The following is a 24,549-nucleotide window of genomic DNA, read 5'->3' on the forward strand; positions in this document are numbered from 1 at the left end:
CAACGTCACTATAAACGAAACAAGTAATTTATTTAACTGGGGCCGCTCTGCGAGAAGGCTATAAAGAGTGAGATCTGTCCTTGTGTATAGGGATCGATCTGTCCTGAGAAGGCATAACCACCACCATTCTGGTCATACTGTGATTCGGATCTTTGGTAATCCAGATCCGCAAGTACGATCTTGTCCCCATTATTGGGACGTAGGTTTTCAAGTTTGTTACCATTTGCAATTAGGCCCTCGTAGATCAGGTAATCAAATACATCATTCTGGTGGGCCTCGATACGCACCCAAAACTTCTCCTTTGGTGGCAAGGGTGAATAAAGGGTCGTCTGGAAGTCCATTATCAGGTAATTAGGGTTCTCCACAACCACATTTGGCACGTCCTGAATGTTGGACAGGTGGATGATAAAGCCTTCATACTGCTCCCCCTCTACTTTTGTACTCAGTACCTTGTCAAAGTGTTGGTAGGATTGAGAAGGGAGCATATCAAAGGAGACGCCGTTGGAGATCACCCTCACGGTTTTATTGAATCGACCAAAGTACACGGCATATTTGTTTGGCTCGTGCAACTGTTTGGTATCTTTCAAATATTTGAATTCGATGAAGTTGATATTGGCTTCACCATAAAGTTCTTTGAGATAGCCCTCGGCTACACAGTTTGGGATAGTTACCATAATCAAGTATTTAGTTTTGTTCCGAAGAAATAGGCGATTACCCTCGCCCCTGTCACAGTGTACAGGAAATCGGTAGCCCTCTGGATCTCGGATGTATTTTCAGTCGGGAATTCCATAAAGAAGGGAAACAGCGACACACCGATCGTACAGAAGATCAGAAAGGCAGTCATGTAATACAAAAACCGTTTAGAGAAACGATCGTTCTGCTTGAGTGCCTCTATCTGCATTTTTCTAGCATCCTGAAGGTCGTCTATTTCTTGTTTGAAACGCTCGGCAATCAGGGTCTGGACCTTGAGTTCAAATTCACGCTGCTTGGCCTTATCGCCCTTGAAGAGTTCAAAGAGCCTGTCGTAGATCTCGGGATCCGAGAAGATCCCCTTAAGGATGTTTAGAATTCTGTTCATTTCGTTTTCGTTTGATATCGATCCTCAGCGAGGTGATCTTAAGGCAGACATAGAAAAGGGTTACAAAACCGATCCCCAACTGGATGGTATCGGTCACCATGCCAATGGAGAAGTGCTTGAACACCTCAATGCCGAAGACACCAAGTATGGCATTGGTGCATACCTTGACCATATGCAGGGATTCGGACCTTATCATGTCAATTTCCATACACCCAATGCCAAAAGAAGCAACAGCCAACTCAGGCTATCCTTTTTTTTTTCGACTATGACCACATCCTCGTTCTGCAATCCATCGGTGATGGAAACGGATCCACCAGTCTTGGGATCCTGATAGCTCTGGATGAACATATGGGATTCAAAGAGCACTTTTTCTGCCTTTCTCCTTCTCACTAGACCTGCAAGCACATTGCCGCCTGACCTAACAAAGTCCTCGAAGCGTTCGGCTGCACCGTTATAGTCCAACTTGTTGAGCTTATGCAATAAGGTTGAACCATAGTAGGGATTGGAACCATACTTTTTGTCGGCAAAGTTGTGTGAGCCTATGTTATAGACCAAGGACACAAGGGCATCAAACATATTCTGGGTGATGGGTGCGGTAACGGCCGAGCGGACCGTTACTTCCGCAAATTCCATATCCTGTCTGAGGTAGGCCTCGGCAGTCGATTTGGTGATCTTCTGGCCGACATAGACATCCCTAGTATGGCCATAGCCAATGGTCAGCTTGCCGATGATATGGTCGCCTTTCTGTAGGTCTTTGTTTGGGTTGAGATCGTCATAGGCGGTCAATCTAAGGCCCTCGAATTCCTTGATAAGGCTTAGGCCGTTGTCACTGATTTTCATCATAGCGTTTATTTTTTGGGGGTCATGGCATTTTTTACAAATGGCATGAACATGGACATCAAAGGGTTTTCTGGTGGTTTGTTGTAGCCTTTCTTGGCCTCTTGGTAGGACATGGCCCTATCGAAGATCTTAAAGCCAAAGTACAATGGGCTGACTATTACAGCCGCAATCAGGATCAATGGGCTTATCAAGAACAAGAGGAATAACAATAGTTTACTCATATGGGAGGGTTTAGTTACTGAAGACAAAGCCTGCCGCATTGACTAGGCGTTTGATCTTGTTGAACAATATGGGGTTATGGATCAGGCTGATCTCAGAGTGCAGCCACTCGACTAGGTTCTTCTTGGGAAAATCCTCGGGATCACTGAAGATCGTATCCGATGGGAGTCCAAAACCATTATAGGGCTTGGAACCGAATTCCACATGGACCAGTTTATAGTCGTCGGCCGTCTTCAGATTGTCGATGATGTTCTCGATGGTGGGCTCGTCGGTTCCGACACCGTCCATGGCCGAAAGCAACTGTCTGGCATAGATCTCCGCCTTTTGTTGGCTGATGGTCACATTGGTGGCATCATAGGGCGTCTCTGGGTTCTTGGAATAGTCGTTGAAGGGTGAACCTCCCGATCTTCCCCTGAAATAGAAATAGATCGCAACGGCCACCACCACGAACCAATTAAGGGTAAACCCCTTCCTTGAGAGTCCACGGTAGGCCGAACGGCCAACGGCCGTGGCACCAGTATAGATGTATCTTACAGCCATAGTCTTTTTTAGGTTAAATGGTCCTCACACTTACAATTGCCCAAGGCATCACAGCCACAGCCACCGATCTTGATGGGTGCAGGCTTGATATAGGACTTGAGCGGTTCGATGCTGCTCTCCCCCAGCCTGACCTCGATCGGTCTGTCAAGGACCAGTGGCGAGGTCTTCAATGAAACACTTGCCAGTTCACTTACTGGCTTCACAATCGGTTCGGTATTGAAGGTCGGTTGTGCGATGAGTGGAACTTTCGAGAGGGACTTTGAAACGGAAAGGGACTGGGCCGTTATGGGTGACGGCAACGATACCTCTGTCACGGGCATATCCTCGAGTTCATTGACCGAGGATACCTTTTCACGTTTCTTGGTCTTCTGCCAGAACAAAAACAATAAGGCTGATAAAACAATAGTTGTCATAATGTTACCTTAAATCTGGGTTAATATCGTCTCCTTCGTCCGTAGCGTCTTCCGATGGCCTTGCCACGCCTTAGGCCCTTTACATAGGCTCTCTTGGCAACTACCCTTTTGGAGGTTCGCCTTCTGCGTCTGCGTCTGGTGGGTGCTCCACCCAACATGCGGCTTATGGCCCTAACGCCAGCATCTTTCTTTAATGCATTCATGGTATAATAGATTTGGGGTTAATCATCGTTTCTTCCCAATCGGTCCTGTACGAATTGGTCCAGCCAATCCTTGTCGGAGAGTTGGGCAGCCTTATAGGACAGAAAAATGTAGATGAGCGGCAACGCCAACAGGAACAGTGGGTTCTTGTGCAGCTTTGCGTACATCTTCTTGACTCCGTTCTCGGATTCGGTGGATGCGTTCTCGCCCCATTTTTCGACCGTATGGAAGGCTTTATTAATTTCATCTGGGTTCTCTGCGATCCAGAAAAATCGTTGGTGGTATACTTGTTTGAATACGCTTATAAGGTTCATTGGTTCCTATTTTTTAATTGATTTTTTGCTTTAGGTATATTGTGTTAATTACCATATCCCCAGAACTTTGGATAATACCGCTCCTATGATCAATGATGATGGGCTCGACTTCTTTCCCTCAGGTGAACCTGTACCAGATCCCGCCTTGGCGATAATTCTATAGGTTGGATACTTCATTGATTGTTGGAATTTTTTACCAATGGTCTTTTCATAGCCAGTCTTCCATTTGAAGACATTATCTGGAAACACCTTATATCCCGTTGAAGTCACATTGAAATTGGACCTTAGGGCAGCTACTAGGCCACTGAATTTCTGTTTGAACGGTTCATGGAAATCAACTCCCAACTGCAATGCTTTCTTGGTGCATTTTGACCAGTTGTTGGCTTTGATCTTGAACTCATAGGAAAGCTGTCCACAATGGATAAGTTGGGATAGCTCATTGATGGCAACGGTCAACTGTTCTGCGGTAACGGAACTCTGGACCTTGGCGAAGGCCTCTTGAATTACAGGTGCTATTTTTTCCTCCAGAACCTTGGTTTCTTCTGCGGGGTTGTATGTTGATCCCCAACATGACAGGTCGAAACCATTGGCGAGGATATCACCTACACCACTGAATATGCCGAGGAAATCCGACTTGGCGAATTGGTTGAAGATAATCCCTGCACCAGGGAAGACGGCATTGAGGGCCAATCCTATCCCTTGTGTAATAAGACCCTGTCCGCTATGTTTACCTGAGGAACCACTGCCAAAAATACTGGTCGCTGCTCCAATGAGGCTCTCGGTACTGGCTGAGGATGTCGAGGCAAAGGCCGTATTACTGGTCGTGGCACCTGCAAGACTTGAAAAGTCAAATTGTGGTATGGAAAAGGACATAGTAGGTTAATTTTTGACAGAGAGGACCTGTTAAGGCCCTCTCCTTAAATGATGGGGTCGGTCTAGCTGACCAATCGACGGATGTTCTCCGATGCATGGCTACTGGCAGCAGCCATTGAACGTTGGTACATCTGTGGGCTCATGACGAATTTCTGTAACAAAATGTATGCGATAACGCCATTGGCCTTGTTTCTCCTTATTTCCATTACCACGTCCTTAAGGGCGGTGGTAGACTCGAATAATGGGAGGAACTTTCCAGAAGGCACATTGTTATAGGCATTCTTTCCGATGGTGGCTGCTTCCATGACATTGATGTCGGCCTGCAATAGGTCTGACTGCAATTGGCAATCCACTAAATCAAAGAGTTTGCTGTCTGTACCATCCCAGTTGGGCTGTACATAGATGGCACTAACCACATTGCCTGCGATGTTGTACTTTTTCTTGTACTCGTCGTCCATGGCAATACGCTCGATCACGGTGATACCGTTCTGTTTGGCAACTGCCTTTCTTGTAGAGACCACCATTGAGGACGAATTCAGGTCGATACTGTGGCCGATGGAGGCTCCTTGGAAACGGATATCCAGTTCCAATACCTCGCCTTTCTTTAGGTTGAGCACTGGCATGGGCAGTTCCAATGGGGCTATCCATGTGAGTGGTTCGGTCACATCCTGCGATTTGAAGGCGTTCCAACCATTGTCCTTGGTCCAGTCATCCTTGGTCTGGATCCTGATGATGTCTGCCATGGATAGGCCGTCATAGATCCTGATAGGTTCTTTCGATTGCCCTTTTAAGGTCGCAGTGATAAAGATATTGTCAAAGGTATCCTCTCCGACGCCAGATGTCTGGGATGCAGCATCAAAGTTTACCTGCGTATCGGAAGAGGCCAGTTTCAACAGCAATTGGATGGCTGAGATACTTTCCTCGGTTACCGAAATGGTCTTTTGCTGCTTATAAGCTAGGGTCTGTTTCATAGTAGGTTAATTTTTGAAATTAGGCTGTTTTGTTTAACAAGTCACCGATAAGTGGCACATCTTTCAGGGCATTCTTGATGTCATCCGAAAACTTTGCTCCGACCAATAGACAAACGGCAGCAGTTATAAATGGAAATCCTTTCATTTTGGGTTTTTTATGATTGAAAGGGCAAATATAGAGGCGGTTTTGGGCCATTATGCGGAATTGCGCAATTCTGTGGATAATTTAAACAGATGGGAGTCGATCCTCGTTCCAGCTTCATTTGGGGCAAACAGTTTTCTTGCATAGGCTCCATTGGAGAGCAGACGGTAATAGGTGAAGTAATCCAAACGTGCCGTGGTGAAGTCATACTGGCTCTTGATCTTCTGTTCGTTTAGGGAGAATTTCTTAAGGATTTTCTTGAGGTCATAAAAGGCACTTCTCTGGATATTGTACTGGCTCCTGATCTGGTCAAGTGAATAACCTTCGTCCAAAGCTTCCAAGTAGGTTTGAAGTCGTGATCGGTTGAATTCGATCATATCCAGATTCATTTTCTTTGCCCTTGTCAGATTCCTGTAGGCGTCCTGTCCATTGGCCTGAATAAAGACCTGCTTTCTTTTATATGTATTATTGTTGTATTTGTCAATCTTTTCCATAAGTGTCATTGGATTGGAGATCCCCTCGACCTTATAATAGTTGATTTCCTCAAAAAAGGTTCCATAGGCGGTCATAAAAAGTTCAGGCGATAAGGTGGCCGTCTTTTCACATTGTATCCTATAACCGTGTGCCATGCGATCTTTGTAAACCCTGTCTTTTATGGAAAAATATTCCTCAAGGTGTTTTACCGAGGAATCTGTATCGAAAAAGAAATCGTTGGTACTGTTGAGGAAATTATGGACTGCCTGATATTCATTGATACACTGGGCTGTTATGTTATGTTTACGTTTATATTGCTTGGCCTTGTCATTTCGACCTTTGTTGATATGGTTATAGTATTGTTGGACCTTTGAATGACGGGATTTGAGGTGTTTCCAATCCCTCGAATCTTTGCAAAAAACATTTCTCTTGTATAGGCTTGAAAGATAGGTGGATGAAAACTGCATCTCGTATCTGACGATCTTATCAGCTTCGGTCAACAGAAAATAGACTTGGTAAGGCATCAACTTTTCAAATTCCAAAACAAACTGTGTATTGATATAGGCACATGCCGATGCTTTATAGATTCCGAAAAATTCCTCGATGCCTTTGTACATGGAATCCACAGGTAACAGTTCCCTTAAACTTTCCAGTTCCTTTCTGAACCTCATGGAATCCTTGGGGTTCTCTGGATCGTTGTAGACATAATCGAAATAATCCTTGTTGACTGCCATGAGTCGCTTGAAGTCGGATTTGCCCACCTTGTTGAACTCGGATCCCTTATGGTAGATCTTGAAATACCAAGTTCTGGCAGAGTTTCGGTAATATAGGGCCGTTTCTTCCGCCTTATTGGTTTTATTGTCTTTCCTCAGGCGTTTGTTGAACATTTTCTTCTGGCATTCAATTAGGGATAATGCCTGTTGCTTGGTATGGTGGTACTGGTTGAAACAGAGATCCATTGTCTTGAGGGAGATCTGTTTGAAATCGACATTTACGACAATACCAAAGGCATAGCCCATATCACGGAGAAAGATCTCTATAAAATCCCTTGCCCTTTCAAAGAGCATTTCAGCCTGTACCCTTGGCGATACGATCCTAGTGGCATTCTGGATGAACCTAGCCGAATCGTTATGAGGGACGAACTGTGCGACCGAATGGCCATAGAGGTATTTTGGAAACGACAACTGGAAATCGATCTCCTGTTGGCTTGACCGTACATTGAAAACGACATTGTAATTGGAACTAAGAATATTCCATTTTCCAAAGGTATTCTTGGTATAGAGTGTTTCTTCTCCCTTGCTTACCAATAGAACCTTTGGCGATTTTACAAACGAGACTTTCCTGACTGACTTTCCCAAGGCATCCAACACCCTCTTGTTCGCATATCTGGAAACGTCCAACAATTCGACCTTTCGCTCGATGTATTGGTTTTCGTATTCCTTTAGGGCCAGATAAAGGTTATGGGCCGTAGGGTTTAGGTACGGGTTTTTTTGGTAGTCCTCTTCGTTTTCGGACGGTTTTCTTTTCCTCAAGGCATTACAGTTATGAACCGTAAATGTGAGGGAATCGATCATGAAGCATTCAAAATATCCGAGTTGTATAGATAGACTTCGTAGGCCAATTTGATCTGTTCTGAATAGTCCGTTATGGGTTTGGTTCCATTAATTATGTTCTGGTGGACTTGGTTAATAACATTTTTGGAGGACTCTAAGTCGAGCATCAAGATGGTCATGATATTGGACCAGACCAACGATTGTAGGTTGTATATGAGTTTCACGGTTAATTAGCTTTTTTAAGATTGATCACAGGAGAATCCGTTTTGAGGTATTTCGCCTTTTGCTCAATGGTTTTTCGTTCTTCGTGGTAAGTGTTATGAACTGAATCCAAAGTCTTGTGCAAAGCATAGATTTGATACTTGAGAGCAGTTTCCTTATTGCGTTGAGCAAATGATTTCAGAATATCAATGATATTGAAACATTCACTGAAACACGTTTCGATTGCCCGAAACACAAAGGATGAATTGCCTTCTGAGTATTCCTTGAATATATATTCGCACTGTTTGTTGAACGAGTCTAGACATTCATTGATATGCCTTGAATCGAAAACATCGAGTTGAAAATAATACATCCTATACAGAGAATAGATCTGGCCCATCTCTATGCTAAGTGATCTTACAGAGGCTTCAATGACAAGTTTGTATTTTGTCAAAAAATCCCTAGCCTGATTGCGTGATCGGAAATTCAGATATTGAGAAAACCCAACAGGGATCTGATAAACGTTTTTATCACGCTTATATATTTCGATATGTATTTTGCGCACTTCTTCAGATTTTCAGAAATTCTAAAAATCGAATACGCGAATAAGTGTTGGGGGAATTTTGTTTAAGGTTTATTTTTTGTAATACGGTTATTTTAAATAGCCAGTTAAGGCGTTTTAAAGTAATCATAGCGTAATGTTAAAGCGATAGGTTATTTATTTAATTAGGGCGGCAAAAGTATTTTTTAGGTTAAACAAAGTTGTAACACAATAGACATAAAATATAACAGAATCGGTTAGGGTTTTTTACCCCTGTTTTAATCGATTATTATATAGCTTTTTAGCCATTAAAAAATGATCAAAAAAGAATCAGTTTAAGATTATAAAAATCTATTATTTTCCTATTCAAGTAGTTACAGAATAATAATTTAGGACTCTTAGCCAAAAAAAATAAATATCAACACGCTAAGTATTGGCTATGAATACGTTGGGAGGAAAGTAAAAATTTGCATATCGTAAATTATAGAACAAATGACAATACATCTATTTATTCAATTCATCCTTCATCAATTTCATTAAATATTCAATTTCAGGAATAATCTTACGATACCTAATAGTGAATCCCTGATAGGATGACCCGGTTATAGTTAAGTAATTTTCAAACCTTAAATACTTTTCGGATTGCCTGTCATTGAGCCAATCATGCTTTATCGGTGCTATCTCATTGGTTAAATTTACAGTTGTGTAGTCTTGTCTATCATTTTGGACTATCATTAACCAACGATAAGTGTCCATCAAACCTTCGGTTCTGTTCGATCGAATATAGTCATTGGTTGCGACTTGTCTAAATTGTACTTCCGGGTATAAACTATTGTAAACTTTCAATAGCTGCTTTTTTATATCCTCATTTGTGAATAGCTGTAATTTTCCGCTCGAAATAATTTCCATATAGGTAGGTTTGGACGGAGTAAACTCAGTTAAATATACCATCCAGCCTGGTACATTTGAATATAGAGAATCTTGAGTGTATTTTCCTGTCTGCATCTTATCAATTTCTTGATATATAGCACGAGATGCAGTATCAAACAATATTATTAAACTATCTAAGCTGTCCTTATCTTGATTTAAATCATAATAAAGGCTTTCATAATATGATTTCAACTCTTGCTCGTTTTTTACATTAGATCGCCATTCTCCAATCCCAACGGCAATTAAAATCCCCACTACAATTAGAATGATCTCCCCGATTGCATATAAGATATACTTATCAAATTTATATATCATTACTAATTGACGCCTTAGCTCTCTAAAGATTTTTATCATTAGAAATTTTTATATAAATATATGATATTTAAGTATTTACAATTTAAAATGAGACCGTTTTTTCAGCTCTTACCGAACCAACAAAGCATGCGCGCTTGTTGATTATTACAAATATAATCATGGCCTTCCTCATTAGATTTGATTTATACAAACATCATTCTCAATTCAATTTAATTTTTACCTACTTCTGCCTTTTCGGTTATTGACTTTAATAACAATTAATACCTTAAATAACTTATTATCAATATTTTATTACCATTAAGCGAGTAATTGGGTGGTTTAACGGTGTTAGGGTTAAAACCATTAAACCTTAACTATCTTATATAACCTTATAGGGTGTTTTATCGTTACCACTCCCCTATTAAATTTTACTCTCTTTTACCTTTCTTTTAGCTGATCCCAATCTACTCTTTATTAGGCTTATTTAATCTAAACAGCTAATCATGCAACTATTTCATTTCCGTAAAGTGGCGCTATTAATGGTATCGTTATTTACAGCAATTTCAACACTAATCGGCCAAAACGATTGTGAAGACACTACTTCCCCACCAGATTTTATAACCATCAATCTACCAGCCATCAATGAAGGATTGAGGGAAGGCACACATGAAGTCCCAAAAATTTGGAATCTAAAAACGCCCCTAAATGAGACAATCCAAATACCAAATGGTCGTCCAATTTATGCTTTAATTGTTAGTGGTTATGCCAGTAATGCGTACTTAGATGAATTGATGCTCTATAATTTTGCTCGTTATCTAATGGATAAGGGAGCTTATGTTCATTATTCATGGTGGAATAATCTTTTAGCTCCTTATATGGAACGACCATTACACCATGAAGAATCGGACCCGGGGAATTTAGGAGTCAATCTTGCTGAATTTGCTACCCCCGCTACAGCTGCCTTAAAGGCATTGCCGGGTGAGGATTATCAGTTTGTTGCGGATGCAAAAATCTTCTTAAGAAAAATTAGAGAGTATAATCCTAATGCCATCATAATCGTAGCCGGACACAGTATGGGTGGTGGAGCGGTCGTTCATCTTGGTTCTGAAACTAATGAAATCATTGATATATTGGCTCCAATAGACCCAGTAGGAAACAGAAATTTGCCCTTTGCTGGACCTGCCAGAGTCACAACTAAAGATTTTAATTGGACACGCTGGCGAGTAAGTCGTGACAATTTCAGAGGATATCGACGTACTGAAAATACGGGTACAATATTCAATCCTAAATGTACTCCGACTGGGGAATGGTTAAGGAGGCCTCCCTTAATTAGTTCCACCGATCCTTTATGTACAGGCCAATTCTTTGTTGATAATGCCCCAACGATTGTTTTTAAAGAAAACATTGTTAACCTTTTTCATAGATATCAAAAAGAAGCTGCTTTCCCATTCGACTTTTATGCGGATCAACCATTTGTCCATACCCCTCCACAAGGGGGTTTAACAAGCCAAGGAGCTGTAGAAACCACTTATGCATTTAATGGGCTTGAAAGAAACCAGGACCCGGGAGGATGGCCTTTAGGCACATCTACATCAGAAGCTTGTTGCTCCTCTTACGACGGTGTCGGGTGGGCGGCGGATGGCCATGGAGAAATAATTGGTTATCGTGGACCAGGAACAACCGTACCATTAGGCGTTCGATTGAGAACAAGTCCTAATTGTGGTGATGACTGTGCAGGACTTACATGGCCCGCCCGTACTTGGAGCTTAGTAGATGGTTGGTCTCATGGTGACAAAACGAGTAGAAAAAATAAAATGTTGATGCTAGAAAACTTTACTTATAATTTATTGTGGCCCGATAGACCATATAGACCCGAACTATGCTTAGTGTCTAATTCCCTTATAAATTTCTTTGCAGACATAAATAAGGCTCCAATTGCTAATGCGGGACAAAATCAAATTGTGGAATGTACCGGTCAGGATTTTACAGAAGTTATATTAGATGGGTCCTCATCAACAGATGAAAATATTGAGAATTTAGAATTTATATGGACAAGCGAATATGGAACAGTGTACGGAGAAAAAGCAATTATCGATTTACCACTTGGTGTTCATTGCATATTGCTAACTATAAATGACGAGACAGGTTATAGTGATACCGATACCGTTTTGGTTACTGTTGAAGATACCACAGCTCCAGAATTGTATGTTACACTTACTCCGAACACCATATGGCCTCCAAACCATAAAATGATTGAGATTCTAGCAATTGTCAATGCAACAGATCTTTGTGGTTCGGTAGTCAGCACAGAGCTATTTTCTATAGAATCTTCCGATGCTGTAGATGAATTAGGAAGTGGCAATACAGAACCAGATATTATGCGGGCAGATTTTGGCACTGAAGATTTAAGTTTTGATTTACGGGCAGAAATGAGCGGTAAAAATGGCGGTAGAACTTATTCAGTTACCTATAAGGCTATTGATGATTTTGGCAATGCAAGCTTTACCACCTCTTACGTTGAAGTACTTAACAAGAAGGTAAAAACCAAAGGACAACTGCATTACTTTTTTACGACAAAATCAATCTCTTATGAAGTTGCTACTCCTGACAATATTGATATTTCTATACATGACCTTAATGGCAAAAAACTGATGAATGTAGAAAATGGATTTAAAAAACCAGGTAATTACCTAACCAAAGTAAACACAGAAATGTTAGCTAGCGGAGTTTACTTAATGATTTTGAAAGGTGAAAAATCGATTGAATTGATAAATCGGTTTGTGATTAAATAAGAATAAATACTTGGTAAGCAGATGTTTGATATTAAATAAAAGAAATGCCAACATTAATCTAGTACACTTTTTTTATATTATTCCCGCACCTAGGGCTATGGATAATACAATAAGCAAAATTGCCACAGTAACCTGAAGAAATCTTAATGTTACCTTTTTTAATAATTTGTTTCCAATATAGGCACCTGCTATGGCTGAAAGTGTTGCAATAAGTACAATTGTTAAATTGTCGACCAGTCCAGATTTTAAAAATTTTGTGGCATACATACCTAATCTGGTAAAATCCACAAAAGTGGACACAACAACCGCCGTACCAATAAATGCTTCTTTTGAAAGTCCGGCCTTAATAAGAAAAGCACTTCTTAATGCACCTTGATTACCAGACAGACCACCAAAAAACCCACTTAAGGCTCCACCAATTGGTAATTTGTTTTTACCAAATTTCAAGTTGCTGAAATATGGAATTAGATCCATTGAGGCGAAAATAATGAGGAGTATCGAGATTAGAAATTTAACGGGATACACATCAAAATTGTTTCCGAAGGCGTCATAGGAGAACAACGGTTGAGTGTCTTTTATATTTATTAAAACCCAAGCTCCAGCCAAAGCGGCAATCACTGCAGGAATTCCAAATCGAACAAGCACGTCCTTATTTGCATTTTTTCCTACCAAACCCAATTTGTAAATATTATTGAAGAAATGAACCACACCGGTTAAAGCAATTGCCAATTCCACAGGAAAAAATATCATAAAAACTGGTGTTAGGATTGTACCTAAACCAAAACCAGAAAAGAAAGTTAATATAGCCGCGAGGAAAGCCACAATTGATATAATCACTATTTCCATTTGAATCCTATTATTTCTAAAACTTATTACAAAAATTTCTCTACACTCCTATCAAATGTAGCCATATCAATGATATTTCAATGGAACTGATAAAATTAAGTTATTGGTGAAAAAACCAGATGATACTATATTTTTACTTATGAAAGTAAATACTTATCTTAAGTGTTCTATTTAATTTTCGTTTTCGGCCTCCTCTACTCTACACATAATTGTCCTACTTAATAAAAATTTCAATTAAACTATATAGCACATTATGAAACTTAAGTCTCTTCTTTGTATCATCCTATTTGCATTATTTGTAGTATGGCAATCAACCTCTCAAAAGGCAAGAATTAAAATTGACCCAGACCGAACGGTTGGTGAAATCAGCCCTCTTATATATGGAAATTTCGTAGAACACTTGGGTAGATGCGTATATGGAGGAATTTACGATCCTAATTCTCCATTATCAGATAAGGATGGAATTAGAAAAGATGTTTTACAGGCAGCAAAAGATCTTAATGTTACCATTACCCGCTACCCTGGTGGTAATTTTGTTTCCAATTACCATTGGTTAGATGGTGTTGGACCTAATAGGACACCAAGAATGGAACTTGCATGGTATCGACTTGAGACCAATGAATTTGGGACAAATGAGTTTATTGATTTCGCCAAAAAACTAAACACAGAACCCTATTTTGCTGTGAATTTGGGTACCGGAACTATTGAAGAAGCCCAGCGTTGGGTAGAGTATTGTAATGTGAAAGATGGACCCTATTATGCCGAATTGAGAAAAGAACATGGATATTCAGAACCTCATAAAATAAAATATTGGGGATTAGGCAATGAAATGGATGGGCCTTGGCAAATGGGGCATTTAAATTCTATTGATTATACCAAGAAGGCACGTGAAGCAGCAAAATTGATGAAACGCACAGACCCTAGTATCGAATTAATTGCTGCTGGATCTTCAAACTATCGCGGAAATGCAAACCCAGATGAATGGAATGCAACTGTTTTGGCGGAATTGAAAGATGTAGTTGATTATATCGCCTTACATATTTATGTGGGTAATACCTCAGATAATTATTACAATTTTGTTTCCACTCCATTAGTCATGGAGGAACGCACACGTATTGTTAAAGGCATGATAGAACGTGAGATGCAACATGCCAATAGAGGCGACCGCGATCCTATTTATATCGCTTGGGACGAATACAATGTGTGGTATAGGGCAAGAAGAGGTAACGACGCTAGGGGTACCCGAGCCTTAGAGGAGAAATACAACTTAGAAGATGCACTTGTTATTGGAGGATTTTTAAATGGATTTGTGAGAAATGCCGATATTGTTAAAATGGCCAATATGGCACAATTAGTAAATGTAATTGGGCCAATCTTTACTTCGGAAAATGATATGTACAAACAAACAATTTATTTTCCATTAGAGCTCATGGCTAATCATATGAAAGGTACTTCTTTAGATGTATTCGTGGATTGTGAAGGATATAGCACTGAAGAATTTTCCAACGGTATGGGTGAACGAACAACACAACAAGAATTTGTTCCTTATTTGGACGTTTCTGCAGCAATCAATGGCAATGAGGTTATCTTTGCCGTTGTAAACAGACATTTAGATCAGTCCATCTCAACTGATTTGATTACTCAAGAAGGAACCTTTAAAGGTCAATTTTCTATATACGAAGTAAATGGTGAAACCGTGAAGGATAAAAATGACTTTAATAGTGAAAAAGTAAAGACGACAGAAAAGAATTCGATTTCCGTGAATGGCAAATCGTTCACCTACTCTTTTCCCCCACATTCTTTTACTCTTATAAAAGGATCTATTGATAAATAACACTAGTACAAATAAAAATTCTAGCTTTTACCAACTCAGTTTGAATAGGGAAACTGCCTGACGCTCCAAATCTAAATTGAGAGTTGTTTTCCCTCCAACAATTGAAATGTAGATAGGTGAAGTTGCCAATTTCAATTGCCCTGCCTTCTCTAGTTGGGAAATTTGGTCAGCGGTTGGATTTTGTGGTTTGCCCATTTTTAACCATAAATTATAGGAATTGCTATTTGTTTGGTCTATTGTGAAATGCTCAAGCAATACCTTCTTTTCAGATAAACCGCTTAAATTTATCTCAACTGGGGTTGTTTTACCCATATCCTCATTATTGTCGTGATAATTCCAGACCATTATGCAAGCTGAATTTTTTTCCAAGGAAGCGAGTCCACCAATGTCTGTTTGGTCTCCCCTAACTCCATTTTGGATTATAGAATCAAAGGAGTTAGAATGAGTACTGTTTAACTCTATCCGTTTCCCTCTCATCATACCAAACATTCTAAATACATTTAACACCGGTTTATCAACTCCATTGGTAGCCATGTCTCTATAACCAGCATACCATGCCTGATTTTCAAACTCAAAACCCCAAGTTACCGCTCCTAAAAGGTTTACCTTATAAACGTCTGCCATTGCATATTTTCGAGCAAAAGATGCCGCGGTATAACTTGAATACATGGTGCCATTACGGTAAGCATTATGGGGATAATCTGCTTCTGAGCAGGCAGCACAACCTTCAGGGTCCGATTCCCCTATAATTATGGGTAAATCCTTAAACTCTGGATAGGATGAAACAATTTCAAAACCACTTCTAATGTCATTCAACTGTGCACCCATATTCATTTGAACCACACCATCCACTACCTTTGGACTGCCCTTTGCATGAAAGGTTATGAAATCTAGAGGTGTACCCTTTTTACCGGTGGCATAATTAGTTCCATTTTTAACATGGTCTAAAAAGGTTCGGAGAAATTCAGCGGCTTTATCCCAACCAGGCCCCGTAGTTTCAGGTCCTCCCACTTTGGCAGTTGGTAATGCACGTTTTACCGCATCAGCTGCATAGTCATATAATTTTATATACTCTTCAGTTGTTCCTCTCCAATATCCTATGTTGGGTTCATTCCATACTTCCCAATACCAACTTTCAACCTCTTCCCTACCATAACGTTCTATTGAATGCTTTACCCATTGAAATACCAATTCTGCCCATTTCTCATAATCATTTGGTGGATAAGCCCAACCAGTGTAAATTTCATCATAGGCTATACCAGGTTTCCAAAAATGTCTATAAGGTTCTGGTTTAATAGAAAGTGTCTTGGGCATAAATCCTATTTGAGCAAAGGGCTTCATTCCGCGCTCAATGTAGGTGTCAAAAATACTGTCAATAATTGTCCAATTATAAATTGGATTGCCCATAGGATCCTCAGTATAAACATTGGTAGAACCCCACTTTAATGCGGCTCTTGGGCCTTCATCTGTTACCAACAAACTATGAGCCCTTACATAAACCGGCACAGGACTAAATTGAGATATTTCTGTCAACAACTTCTTTCCATCCTTCATATAGGTATAATTGGGTTCGTCATAGCCCCACCAGGCCCAAATAGGATTCATTGGCCCAATCTCATTTTCAAAATCGACATCTATAACTACATTGTCTGCATTAGTGGATTGTGCGGTAAGTTTGTAGGTTATCAGAAATACTACCACAAACCTCAACCCTATTTTTATCTTTAGTTTTATCTGTGAAATCATTACAATTACTGTTTTATAAATATTAAATTCAATATGACTATATCATTTAGGTTAGGCAAAAAACAGTTTATGAGGCTCCCTTAAAATTAAACTAAAATTTAGAACATCTATTTGCTTTTATACTATGTCTGAATATTGAATTAAATAAAGGTGATAGATTTTAAATTAGTACCTTGTTGGTCTTGTCAATTGGCATGTAGTAATAAGTGATTTCATCCTAATATTTTATGTAAAATGAAACTGACCAAAGTTGGTAAGGTTGTAACCCTTCTTTTATGCATTTGTTCTTTTTGGTGCCCCGCCCAATCCACCTTTATTTCAAATTCTGAAAATCGAACTTACACTAACTTAAATGGTAAATGGGAATATATCCTAGACCCATATGAAACAGGAGGTATGGGAGGAAGAGCCATTTTTGAAAATTACAAAACTAAAGACAAAACAGACCGTGTAGAATATGGCTTCACCAAAGGAAGAACACTTTATGTTCCTGGTGGATGGAATACCCAAAAACCAGAATTACTATATTATGAAGCTTCCATTTGGTATAGAAAAACATTTGACAAACCTAATGTTTCCCTTAATAAGAGATACTTTGTATACGTTGGGGCAGCAAACCAAACTGCTACGGTTACTTTTAATGGGGAGGTATTGGGAAAGCACGAGGGCGGTTATACCCCATTCAGTTTTGAGGTTACAGATCTTATTAGAGACAAGGAGAACTTTTTAATTATCGGTGTAAGTAATAAGCGAGATGCAGATGATATTCCGGCTAAAGTCCATGACTGGTTTAACCATGGTGGCATTACTCGAGATGTAAAATTAATTGAAGTACCCCAGACCTTCATCAACAACTATTTTTTATCCCTGGACAAATCTACCTTGCTCAGTAAAACAAAACGTATCGACGCTAAAATTGAGCTGACAGGAAATTCGTTGCCAGAAAAAGCTCAAATTTCAATTCCTGAATTAAATATTAAACAGGAAATTAATACCAATTCAAAAAGTTCAATTGACTTCACGGTTGATGTCAAAAATTTGGAATTATGGTCTCCTGAAACCCCAAAATTATACACTGTTACAATTGAGGCAGGTGAAGACATTATTACCGATAAGATTGGATTTAGAACCATAGAAACTAAAGGAAAGGAGATTCTTCTTAACGGGAAACCGATATTTTTAAAGGGAATTTGTTTACATGATGAAAACCCCTTAACGAAAAACCGGGCCAACACTATCGAAGATGCCCAATTGGTATTAGGTTGGGCACAAGAATTAGGCTGCAACTTTATTCGCTTAACCCATTATCCACACCAAGAAAAATTGGTCCTCCTTGCAGACAAGTTAGGCATACTTCTTTGGGAAGAACTTCCTTTATATTGGGGTATACAATGGGAAAACCCAGAGGTTTTAAAGAAGGCAAAAGCCCAATATGCTGAATTAATAAATCGCGATTATAACCGTGCAAGTTCAATAATATGGTCTATTGCAAATGAGACAGCCCCCATTCCCTCTCGCAACGAATTTTTAACTGAACTGGCAGAATTTGTTAGATCTAAAGACCAAACCAGATTAATTTCTGCTGCTATAAAAAAAGACCAAGAATTAGATGGGCATCCAGATAGCGTATATACCTACAATGACCCACTTATTGAAACATTGGATATTCTAAGCATCAATGAGTATTTAGGGTGGTATGGCGGATTACCTGATGAAAGTAGAAAAAAATCATTTACCTCAGGATTTGAAAAACCTATCATTATCAGCGAATTTGGCGGTGGTGCACTACAAGGATTTCACGGTGATAAATTAACGCGCTGGAGTGAAGAATTCCAAGAGTATCAATACAAAGAAAGTATTGCCATGTTTGACAAAATTGATGGTATGGTAGGAATGACCCCTTGGATATTGGTAGATTTCATGTCTCCCTTAAGACAATTACCTGGAATTCAGGATGGGTGGAATAGAAAAGGGTTGATTTCAGAAAAAGGGATTAAGAAGAAGGCATTTTTTGTATTGAAGGAATACTATGATAAAAAATAATTAACGGCTAAGCTAGTATCTTGTTTTGCCAGTGCCTAGATGAATTAGTAGTGACCATATAAACTCCGAAAACTACCATTAACGTAGCCAAAGGTTTATCCCAAGTGAATTGATCTTGCCCAACCAAAATGGCTATCATAGATGCAATTATTGGTTGTAAATTCATAAAAACACTTACCATACTTGCCTCTAGCCGTTTTAAAGCAAATGGCATTAAAAAGAAAGCAATAATTGTAGAAAAAAGAAGGGCAAAAGCCAATAGACCATAAGCGGTTAGGTCTGCTTGATCTGAATAAATCGGTTGATCTCTCAATGACCCAAAACTAAAAGGAATTGCTGCAACAGCAGAGACCAAGAACATCCATTTTGCTATGGTTAACGGATGGTATTTCATGGAAATTTTTCGAGTTATTACCATATATCCCCCATAACAAAGGACACACAATACCGAAAATAACACACCCAAAAGGTGGCTTCCTCCTGAACTTCCTTGAGCATTATTAAAAAGTATCACTATAGCTGCACCAGTTATACTTATTAAAATACCCAAAACCTTTCTTATCGACACAAGCTCTTTTAGAAATATTGCGGAAAGAATAAGAACTACCACTGGGATTAGCGCCATTAATAATGAAAAAATAACAGGGGTTGTATATTCCAAGGCTTGTGAAAACAGAAATTGAGTACCAATAAAGCCCATTAACCCTCCAATGGCAATCGTTACCAAATCCTTTTTTTCAATGAAACGATCCTTTTTTATAAAGAAACCTATAATCCAAAAAATCACCGTTCCAAAAAACATTCTTGTAACCGTATAGCCCATGGGGCTCATCCAGCTTTCCATTCAAATGTAAGCATGAAATAATGGATAATGAATCAAATTTTTAAATTTTACATGTAAGTAGAATCATACAAGATCAGTATAATCATACCGTTCATCCATTTTTGTTTAAAGATTTTGTTAAATGTTTAAACAAAATGAATTGTACTTCATATCTTGCAGGCAGTTAATCTTAAAAAATAATTGCGATGTTACGAATGTTTACCAAATTACCCCAAATCGCACTTATCACTTTTTTAACCTTCACCCTTTCTTCATGTGATTCTGATAGTGTGGAACCGATCCAAGATGAACCTAACATGTCTTTATATGAGACAATCGATTCCTACGCTATTAAATTTGACAATTCTACAGCAGAACGAAATGGTGCTCCTAAGAAAGGAGATGACCCAATCGCTGCTATTGCCATCGGAGGCGGATTTAATGAGTTAGTATCGGCATTATCTTATGTAGATGCAGAACTTGACGCAGGTTTGGTCAACTTATTTTTAAACGGGAAAGACCAATACACTGTTTTTGCACCAACTGATGACGCTTTCAATGCACTTTATGATTTTCTTAAAGTGGACGGTGTTACAGATTTAGACCCCGAATTGGTATTAAATGTATTATTATATCACGTCACTGATGGAAGAAGAGCTTCTAATAGTGTAGTTCCTAAAAACGGAATGAGGACCATTGAAACATTATTAGGTCCTACATTCGATGTGTATCCTGATTTAAAGATTATGGCTGTAGGAAATTCAGCCAATATTACCTATGCTGACATATCAGCGTCTAACGGTATTATTCACGTTATTGATCAAGTCATTCTGCCCATAGAGGTTGATTAATTAGATTGTTAGTTAGATTGATGTTTATCTAAAGGCCACTACATAAGTGGCCTTTAGTTATTTAAAAAGATAAACTCTTTTATCTAAACCCTATTAGGGAATAAAATATCAGCAAAGATTATTTTTTATATACTATTTCTCCATCCTTAATTGTTTGCAGTACTTGAATATCTTTTAATTGCATTGGATCCACCTTTAAAGGGTTTTCACTTAAAATAACCATATCTGCAATTTTCCCCTTCTCTAATGTTCCTTTAGTATCTTCTTCAAAATGTTGATAAGCTCCCCAGATTGTAATTGTTTTTAACGCCTCATAAGTAGTTAATCGTTCAGATGCACCTATAACTTTTCCACTACGAGAAACACGGTTGACAGTTGTCCATAGGATCATCATCAAATTAGGAAGTGCAACCGGAGCATCCGTGTGACTGGTTACGATACCACATTTTTCCAGTGCAGTTTTTATCGGACTAATTTTATCTCCTATTTCCTCCCCAATTATCTGTTTATGCCAATCTCCCCAATAATAGGTATGCATAGGAAAAAGTGATGGTATAATGTGATATTTTGCTAAACTATCAATTTGATCATATCTCAAATATTGACCATGAATTAAGGTATTACGTCTTTCGGTATTTCCATAAGAATTTGAAGCCTTACCAATTGTTTTAATCATTTGATCAATGGCTGCATCTCCATTAGCGTGTGTTAAGAGCTGCCAATTATTTTCAAAGGCCATATCCACAATATTTTGAACTTTTGATTCATCAGGGATGGCAGGGTACCCTTTATAATCGGTATCTGCTCCAGGGGGAGGAATTAAATATGGAATTGTACGCCAAGCTGTACGGCCTTGAGGAGATCCGTCTAAGGTTAACTTTAAACCTGCTATTCGGTAATGGTTCTTATACCCTTTATTGTACCACTCAGTGTCAAATAATTCTGGCCTTGTATAATCGATATACGCAGGCACATCGATTTTTAATTTTCCTCTATTGGCAAAACTCTCTAATGTTTCGTGACTGGTAGTGGTCCTTCCTTCCTGTGCGGTCGTATAACCGAAACTAAAAGCTAATTCTTGGGCCGCAGCCAAAAACATGTCAATTTTTTCTGGATCAGTGGGTGAAAGTACTTTAAACATATTAGGGATGGCTGCAAGTTCATCCAAAGTGCCATCCGGTTCATTTGAGCCCGAAACCCTACGAATTTGACCGCCTTCAGGGTCTTTCGATTCAGAATTTATTCCTAAAATCTCCAATCCTTTACTATTTACGGTACAAAAATGACCTGAAATATGAATGGCCATAATAGGGATATCCATACTAACCTTATCTAAATCGGTCTTATTAGGATGCCTTCCTAAGATTGCGTCATCATAACCTAGCCCAACAATCCAACCACCAAAAATTTCTAGGTCATTGGAAGAGGACCATTGTTTTAATTCCACAATCAAATCATCAATTGTATTAACCTTACCATCTGGTTCAGCCAAAAGGTTAGCTGCTAAGGCCTGGCTACCTAAGGAAGTGAAATGTAAATGACCGTCAACGAAACCTGGCAATAAGGTCTTTCCATCTAAATCAACCTTGTTGATTTGGGGATATACCTCGTCTAAATCAGTTTCAGATCCAACAAAATCGATCTTTCCATCCTTAACAACCAAAGCTTCTGCATATTGCGCAGAATCTCCAACCATGGTAATAATATCCCCTCCGAAATAGGCAAAAACTCCGTCATTTATTTCCTGATAGGTATTCGTAACATTAGGGTCCCTTTTACATGAGACTAAACACAAAGAAGTAAGTACTATTAAAATTGAAGCTTTCATCGTTTTTGTTTGAAATTGTCCTCTTTCTAAAAATAATCTAAATTTTGTTTAATGCATTATTTATTATATGTAATACTTTTTCATCAAACCAAAAACATAATTTATAGAGTCAAGATTAAAATTATTTACTAGTTATCATTATAATGAATAACCACTTATTAAAAAATCATGGACAATAACAAGAAGTCAAAAGCTCCAAAAGATAAGGATTCAAGTACAAAACATGCACGGGGAAGTAAAAACGTGCATAGTGAACATGACAATTCAACGGAGGATGGGTTTAAGCCCAATAAGAAGAAGAAAAAATAACCGGGTGATTATGTTTCTTTCTTCTTAAAATACTAGTTCTAACTTTCTTTTACCAGTGTAACTTTTACTGCATTTAAGCCTTTGAGTCCTTTTTCTAGCTCAAAAGAAACAGTGTCATTTTCAGATATTTCATCAATAAGACCTGTATGATGGCAGAAATATTTCTCGTTGTCCACCTGATCTACAATAAATCCATATCCTTTTGAATTGTCGAAATAAGTTACTTTACCAGTTCTGACAGGGCTTAATTCTTCCTCAGTATAAACTTTTTTAGGTGTACTTACCTCAATGCTTGATGGATCTATGTCTGATTTGGATTGTTTTTCCTGAGGTGTATCTGAAAGATTTCCATCCTTATCTACATATGCAAAAGGGATTCCACCACCACTTTCTTCACTTTCCGCCTTTCTTTCCTCTCGTTTCTTCTGTTTTTCTTTTTTCTTTTCTAATCGTTTTTTTTCTCTTTCTCGCTTATTAAATGTCTGTTGCGATCTCGCCATAAAAAATGTTATTGTTATTTAAAGTTATTTAATTGTTTTATACCGTTTGCCAATAAAAAAGCCCATCTGAAAGAGATAGGCTTTTAAAAATTAAAATTTATGTCTTAAACGATTCTTACGTTCGTTGCATTCATTCCTTTTTTTCCTTGCTCTAAATCAAACTCAACTTCATCGCCTTCGCGAATTTCATCAATTAATCCAGAAACGTGTACAAAGTGTTCTCTATCAACACCCTCTTCGTTAATAAATCCAAAACCTTTGGAATTATTGAAGAACTTAACTGTTCCTTTACTCATTTTAAAAAATTTTATTTATAATATGCAAAGGTGGGGCTAATTATTTGATTTTCTTTAATTTATTTGGTTTATTTTGAAATAAAACTTGAAACATCCTAAGTGTTAGTTAATTGTATTCAACTACTTGGATGTATTATTCAATTTCCAACATATAGCCAACGCCATGAACATTAGTAATTTTGATTTCAGGATCCAGTTTTAATTTTTTCCGAATCTTGGAGACGTAGGTGTCTAAACTTCTACCTACAATAACACCTTTATCTTCCCATACCTTTTTTACTAGGGTTTCCCGTGGAATTATTTGGTTGGGCATAGCGGAAAATAGTTGTATTAATTCACATTCTTTATTGGATAGTTTAATCTCGATACCATCATGTTCCAATTTATGCTCCAACTCGTAAAACTTAAATTTCCCGAGACGAACAAAATTTGCCCTATCTGAATTTGTTGGCGGTATATCTTCACTTCTACGGTATAGAAAAAATACGGTTAAACCTAAAAATGCCAATCCAATATAAATTGGGCCCTTATTATAAAACTGGGAATCTGAACTTTCTTTAAATTTCAAATGGATGGAATAGCAACTCTTCGGTAAATTTCTTCCTAGACAGGGAATGATATTCTCATCAACCTCCCCATTCATTTCATAGCTATAAGCCACGACACCATTATCACAATGTAAAACTTCTACTAAATATTTTTGTGGCAATTTAGATTTAAGGATGCTTTCTTGTATTGTATGAACCAGAGTATCTGGGTAAATTTCCAAATTGTCCTCAAAAGATAAGCTGAATTTTTTAGGCGCAATTTCTATCACAGGAAGCACTAAAGAGGTATGATCATAATTGTTAAGCAGTAAATTATGCCCAACGTCTCTCATTGCCAACTTTCCTTTTTCAGAAAAATTGTCATCCGAAACTGATGAACAGCCTAAGGTGAATAAAATCCCTAAATAAATTAGTTGTCTAATAAATTTTGCCATAAAGCGTATCCTGTAATATATCTGTAAAGAACATGATTATCAGGGTATTTTACAACTCTTTACACTTCTTTTACAATCTTTTGACACTTTCTTGACAGTCCGACTTTAGTTTCGT

Annotated in this window: 26 protein-coding genes; 5 read left to right on the plus strand and 21 right to left on the minus strand. The window is 38.5% G+C overall.

Features of this window, described 5'->3' with window-relative positions; all coding sequences use genetic code 11:
• Window positions 1-32: 32 nt before the first annotated feature.
• The 14 genes from ISU00_RS15280 to ISU00_RS15345 form a co-directional block, all read right to left on the minus strand.
• Complete coding sequence (locus ISU00_RS15280) at window positions 33-674, minus strand: hypothetical protein (protein ID WP_228851539.1); 642 nt, start codon at window positions 672-674, stop codon at window positions 33-35.
• Window positions 675-676: 2 nt separating this feature from the next.
• A complete protein-coding gene (locus ISU00_RS15285) occupies window positions 677-1,078 on the minus strand; it encodes a hypothetical protein (RefSeq protein ID WP_228851540.1) in 402 nt (133 codons plus the stop codon).
• A 192-nt stretch (window positions 1,079-1,270) separates the two neighbouring features.
• Window positions 1,271-1,921 (minus strand): lysozyme, encoded by a 651-nt coding sequence (locus ISU00_RS15290; protein ID WP_228851541.1) that lies wholly within the window; start codon window positions 1,919-1,921, stop codon window positions 1,271-1,273.
• 5 nt (window positions 1,922-1,926) lie between these two features.
• Window positions 1,927-2,139, minus strand: a complete 213-nt coding sequence (locus ISU00_RS15295; protein WP_228851542.1) for a hypothetical protein — start codon at window positions 2,137-2,139, stop codon at window positions 1,927-1,929.
• Window positions 2,140-2,149: 10 nt separating this feature from the next.
• On the minus strand, window positions 2,150-2,677 hold the full coding sequence (locus ISU00_RS15300) for a hypothetical protein (protein ID WP_228851543.1): 528 nt from the start codon (window positions 2,675-2,677) through the stop codon (window positions 2,150-2,152).
• An 8-nt stretch (window positions 2,678-2,685) separates the two neighbouring features.
• Window positions 2,686-3,090, minus strand: coding sequence for a hypothetical protein (locus ISU00_RS15305; protein WP_228851544.1), 405 nt, complete (start codon window positions 3,088-3,090; stop codon window positions 2,686-2,688).
• A gap of 20 nt (window positions 3,091-3,110) precedes the next feature.
• A complete protein-coding gene (locus tag ISU00_RS15310; protein WP_228851545.1) occupies window positions 3,111-3,293 on the minus strand; it encodes a hypothetical protein in 183 nt (60 codons plus the stop codon).
• Window positions 3,294-3,311: 18 nt separating this feature from the next.
• A complete protein-coding gene (locus tag ISU00_RS15315; protein ID WP_228851546.1) occupies window positions 3,312-3,605 on the minus strand; it encodes a hypothetical protein in 294 nt (97 codons plus the stop codon).
• 48 nt (window positions 3,606-3,653) lie between these two features.
• A complete protein-coding gene (locus ISU00_RS15320; protein ID WP_228851547.1) occupies window positions 3,654-4,478 on the minus strand; it encodes a hypothetical protein in 825 nt (274 codons plus the stop codon).
• A gap of 62 nt (window positions 4,479-4,540) precedes the next feature.
• Entirely contained in the window at window positions 4,541-5,449 is a 909-nt protein-coding gene (locus ISU00_RS15325) for a hypothetical protein (RefSeq protein ID WP_228851548.1), read from the minus strand.
• 195 nt (window positions 5,450-5,644) lie between these two features.
• Entirely contained in the window at window positions 5,645-7,639 is a 1,995-nt protein-coding gene (locus tag ISU00_RS15330) for a phage/plasmid replication domain-containing protein (RefSeq protein ID WP_317174316.1), read from the minus strand.
• Window positions 7,636-7,842, minus strand: coding sequence for a hypothetical protein (locus ISU00_RS15335; protein ID WP_228851550.1), 207 nt, complete (start codon window positions 7,840-7,842; stop codon window positions 7,636-7,638). The genes ISU00_RS15330 and ISU00_RS15335 overlap by 4 nt, the downstream gene beginning before the upstream one ends.
• A 2-nt stretch (window positions 7,843-7,844) precedes the next feature.
• Window positions 7,845-8,273, minus strand: coding sequence for a hypothetical protein (locus ISU00_RS15340; protein WP_228851551.1), 429 nt, complete (start codon window positions 8,271-8,273; stop codon window positions 7,845-7,847).
• A 591-nt stretch (window positions 8,274-8,864) separates the two neighbouring features.
• A complete protein-coding gene (locus ISU00_RS15345) occupies window positions 8,865-9,644 on the minus strand; it encodes a DUF6090 family protein (RefSeq protein ID WP_228851552.1) in 780 nt (259 codons plus the stop codon).
• 443 nt (window positions 9,645-10,087) lie between these two features.
• Between ISU00_RS15345 and ISU00_RS15350 the strand changes: the two genes are divergently transcribed.
• A complete protein-coding gene (locus ISU00_RS15350) occupies window positions 10,088-12,376 on the plus strand; it encodes a T9SS type A sorting domain-containing protein (protein WP_228851553.1) in 2,289 nt (762 codons plus the stop codon).
• A gap of 72 nt (window positions 12,377-12,448) precedes the next feature.
• Here the strand turns inward: ISU00_RS15350 and ISU00_RS15355 are convergent, their stop codons facing one another.
• Window positions 12,449-13,222, minus strand: a complete 774-nt coding sequence (locus ISU00_RS15355; RefSeq protein ID WP_228851554.1) for a sulfite exporter TauE/SafE family protein — start codon at window positions 13,220-13,222, stop codon at window positions 12,449-12,451.
• A gap of 253 nt (window positions 13,223-13,475) precedes the next feature.
• Between ISU00_RS15355 and ISU00_RS15360 the strand changes: the two genes are divergently transcribed.
• Window positions 13,476-15,056 carry an alpha-N-arabinofuranosidase gene (locus ISU00_RS15360; protein WP_228851555.1) on the plus strand — a complete coding sequence of 527 codons (1,581 nt, stop codon included), beginning with the start codon at window positions 13,476-13,478 and terminating at the stop codon, window positions 15,054-15,056.
• A gap of 27 nt (window positions 15,057-15,083) precedes the next feature.
• On the opposite strand, the gene ISU00_RS15365 is transcribed toward ISU00_RS15360, so the two are convergent.
• Entirely contained in the window at window positions 15,084-16,802 is a 1,719-nt protein-coding gene (locus tag ISU00_RS15365) for a GH39 family glycosyl hydrolase (protein WP_228851556.1), read from the minus strand.
• 234 nt (window positions 16,803-17,036) lie between these two features.
• Here ISU00_RS15365 and ISU00_RS15370 point away from each other — a divergent pair, with 234 nt between their 5' ends.
• Window positions 17,037-18,845, plus strand: coding sequence for a glycoside hydrolase family 2 protein (locus ISU00_RS15370; RefSeq protein WP_228851557.1), 1,809 nt, complete (start codon window positions 17,037-17,039; stop codon window positions 18,843-18,845).
• Between the two features lie 7 nt (window positions 18,846-18,852).
• Here the strand turns inward: ISU00_RS15370 and ISU00_RS15375 are convergent, their stop codons facing one another.
• Complete coding sequence (locus ISU00_RS15375; protein ID WP_228851558.1) at window positions 18,853-19,689, minus strand: DMT family transporter; 837 nt, start codon at window positions 19,687-19,689, stop codon at window positions 18,853-18,855.
• A 185-nt stretch (window positions 19,690-19,874) separates the two neighbouring features.
• Here ISU00_RS15375 and ISU00_RS15380 point away from each other — a divergent pair, with 185 nt between their 5' ends.
• The gene (locus ISU00_RS15380) at window positions 19,875-20,519 is read left to right on the plus strand and encodes a fasciclin domain-containing protein (RefSeq protein ID WP_228851559.1); all 645 of its coding nucleotides are present in this window, start codon (window positions 19,875-19,877) and stop codon (window positions 20,517-20,519) included.
• 118 nt (window positions 20,520-20,637) lie between these two features.
• Here ISU00_RS15380 and ISU00_RS15385 read toward each other — a convergent pair whose 3' ends face one another.
• Complete coding sequence (locus ISU00_RS15385) at window positions 20,638-22,347, minus strand: amidohydrolase (RefSeq protein ID WP_228851560.1); 1,710 nt, start codon at window positions 22,345-22,347, stop codon at window positions 20,638-20,640.
• Window positions 22,348-22,515: 168 nt separating this feature from the next.
• Between ISU00_RS15385 and ISU00_RS15390 the strand changes: the two genes are divergently transcribed.
• Window positions 22,516-22,656, plus strand: coding sequence for a hypothetical protein (locus ISU00_RS15390; protein ID WP_228851561.1), 141 nt, complete (start codon window positions 22,516-22,518; stop codon window positions 22,654-22,656).
• A gap of 38 nt (window positions 22,657-22,694) precedes the next feature.
• On the opposite strand, the gene ISU00_RS15395 is transcribed toward ISU00_RS15390, so the two are convergent.
• The 3 genes from ISU00_RS15395 to ISU00_RS15405 all read right to left on the minus strand — a co-directional run bounded on the left by ISU00_RS15395 (window position 22,695) and on the right by ISU00_RS15405 (window position 24,434).
• Window positions 22,695-23,156 carry a cold-shock protein gene (locus ISU00_RS15395; protein ID WP_228851562.1) on the minus strand — a complete coding sequence of 154 codons (462 nt, stop codon included), beginning with the start codon at window positions 23,154-23,156 and terminating at the stop codon, window positions 22,695-22,697.
• Window positions 23,157-23,260: 104 nt separating this feature from the next.
• The gene (locus ISU00_RS15400) at window positions 23,261-23,452 is read right to left on the minus strand and encodes a cold-shock protein (protein WP_228851563.1); all 192 of its coding nucleotides are present in this window, start codon (window positions 23,450-23,452) and stop codon (window positions 23,261-23,263) included.
• A 133-nt stretch (window positions 23,453-23,585) separates the two neighbouring features.
• Window positions 23,586-24,434 carry a winged helix-turn-helix domain-containing protein gene (locus tag ISU00_RS15405; RefSeq protein WP_228851564.1) on the minus strand — a complete coding sequence of 283 codons (849 nt, stop codon included), beginning with the start codon at window positions 24,432-24,434 and terminating at the stop codon, window positions 23,586-23,588.
• Window positions 24,435-24,549 lie beyond the last annotated feature (115 nt).

It is taken from the genome of Aegicerativicinus sediminis, assembly GCF_015476115.1.
Classification (GTDB): domain Bacteria; phylum Bacteroidota; class Bacteroidia; order Flavobacteriales; family Flavobacteriaceae; genus Aegicerativicinus; species Aegicerativicinus sediminis.

Coding starts and splice junctions, on each gene's coding strand:
- ISU00_RS15300 (WP_228851543.1), bottom strand. CDS start 2,677: ATGGCTGTAAGATACATCTATACTGGTGCCACGGCCGTTGGCCGTTCG.
- ISU00_RS15405 (WP_228851564.1), bottom strand. CDS start 24,434: ATGGCAAAATTTATTAGACAACTAATTTATTTAGGGATTTTATTCACC.
- ISU00_RS15320 (WP_228851547.1), bottom strand. CDS start 4,478: ATGTCCTTTTCCATACCACAATTTGACTTTTCAAGTCTTGCAGGTGCC.
- ISU00_RS15310 (WP_228851545.1), bottom strand. CDS start 3,293: ATGAATGCATTAAAGAAAGATGCTGGCGTTAGGGCCATAAGCCGCATG.
- ISU00_RS15330 (WP_317174316.1), bottom strand. CDS start 7,639: ATGATCGATTCCCTCACATTTACGGTTCATAACTGTAATGCCTTGAGG.
- ISU00_RS15375 (WP_228851558.1), bottom strand. CDS start 19,689: ATGGAAAGCTGGATGAGCCCCATGGGCTATACGGTTACAAGAATGTTT.
- ISU00_RS15295 (WP_228851542.1), bottom strand. CDS start 2,139: ATGAGTAAACTATTGTTATTCCTCTTGTTCTTGATAAGCCCATTGATC.
- ISU00_RS15325 (WP_228851548.1), bottom strand. CDS start 5,449: ATGAAACAGACCCTAGCTTATAAGCAGCAAAAGACCATTTCGGTAACC.
- ISU00_RS15345 (WP_228851552.1), bottom strand. CDS start 9,644: ATGATAAAAATCTTTAGAGAGCTAAGGCGTCAATTAGTAATGATATAT.
- ISU00_RS15315 (WP_228851546.1), bottom strand. CDS start 3,605: ATGAACCTTATAAGCGTATTCAAACAAGTATACCACCAACGATTTTTC.
- ISU00_RS15370 (WP_228851557.1), top strand. CDS start 17,037: ATGAAACTGACCAAAGTTGGTAAGGTTGTAACCCTTCTTTTATGCATT.
- ISU00_RS15355 (WP_228851554.1), bottom strand. CDS start 13,222: ATGGAAATAGTGATTATATCAATTGTGGCTTTCCTCGCGGCTATATTA.
- ISU00_RS15285 (WP_228851540.1), bottom strand. CDS start 1,078: ATGAACAGAATTCTAAACATCCTTAAGGGGATCTTCTCGGATCCCGAG.
- ISU00_RS15290 (WP_228851541.1), bottom strand. CDS start 1,921: ATGATGAAAATCAGTGACAACGGCCTAAGCCTTATCAAGGAATTCGAG.
- ISU00_RS15395 (WP_228851562.1), bottom strand. CDS start 23,156: ATGGCGAGATCGCAACAGACATTTAATAAGCGAGAAAGAGAAAAAAAA.
- ISU00_RS15380 (WP_228851559.1), top strand. CDS start 19,875: ATGTTACGAATGTTTACCAAATTACCCCAAATCGCACTTATCACTTTT.
- ISU00_RS15280 (WP_228851539.1), bottom strand. CDS start 674: ATGGTAACTATCCCAAACTGTGTAGCCGAGGGCTATCTCAAAGAACTT.
- ISU00_RS15350 (WP_228851553.1), top strand. CDS start 10,088: ATGCAACTATTTCATTTCCGTAAAGTGGCGCTATTAATGGTATCGTTA.
- ISU00_RS15400 (WP_228851563.1), bottom strand. CDS start 23,452: ATGAGTAAAGGAACAGTTAAGTTCTTCAATAATTCCAAAGGTTTTGGA.
- ISU00_RS15305 (WP_228851544.1), bottom strand. CDS start 3,090: ATGACAACTATTGTTTTATCAGCCTTATTGTTTTTGTTCTGGCAGAAG.
- ISU00_RS15360 (WP_228851555.1), top strand. CDS start 13,476: ATGAAACTTAAGTCTCTTCTTTGTATCATCCTATTTGCATTATTTGTA.
- ISU00_RS15390 (WP_228851561.1), top strand. CDS start 22,516: ATGGACAATAACAAGAAGTCAAAAGCTCCAAAAGATAAGGATTCAAGT.
- ISU00_RS15365 (WP_228851556.1), bottom strand. CDS start 16,802: ATGATTTCACAGATAAAACTAAAGATAAAAATAGGGTTGAGGTTTGTG.
- ISU00_RS15385 (WP_228851560.1), bottom strand. CDS start 22,347: ATGAAAGCTTCAATTTTAATAGTACTTACTTCTTTGTGTTTAGTCTCA.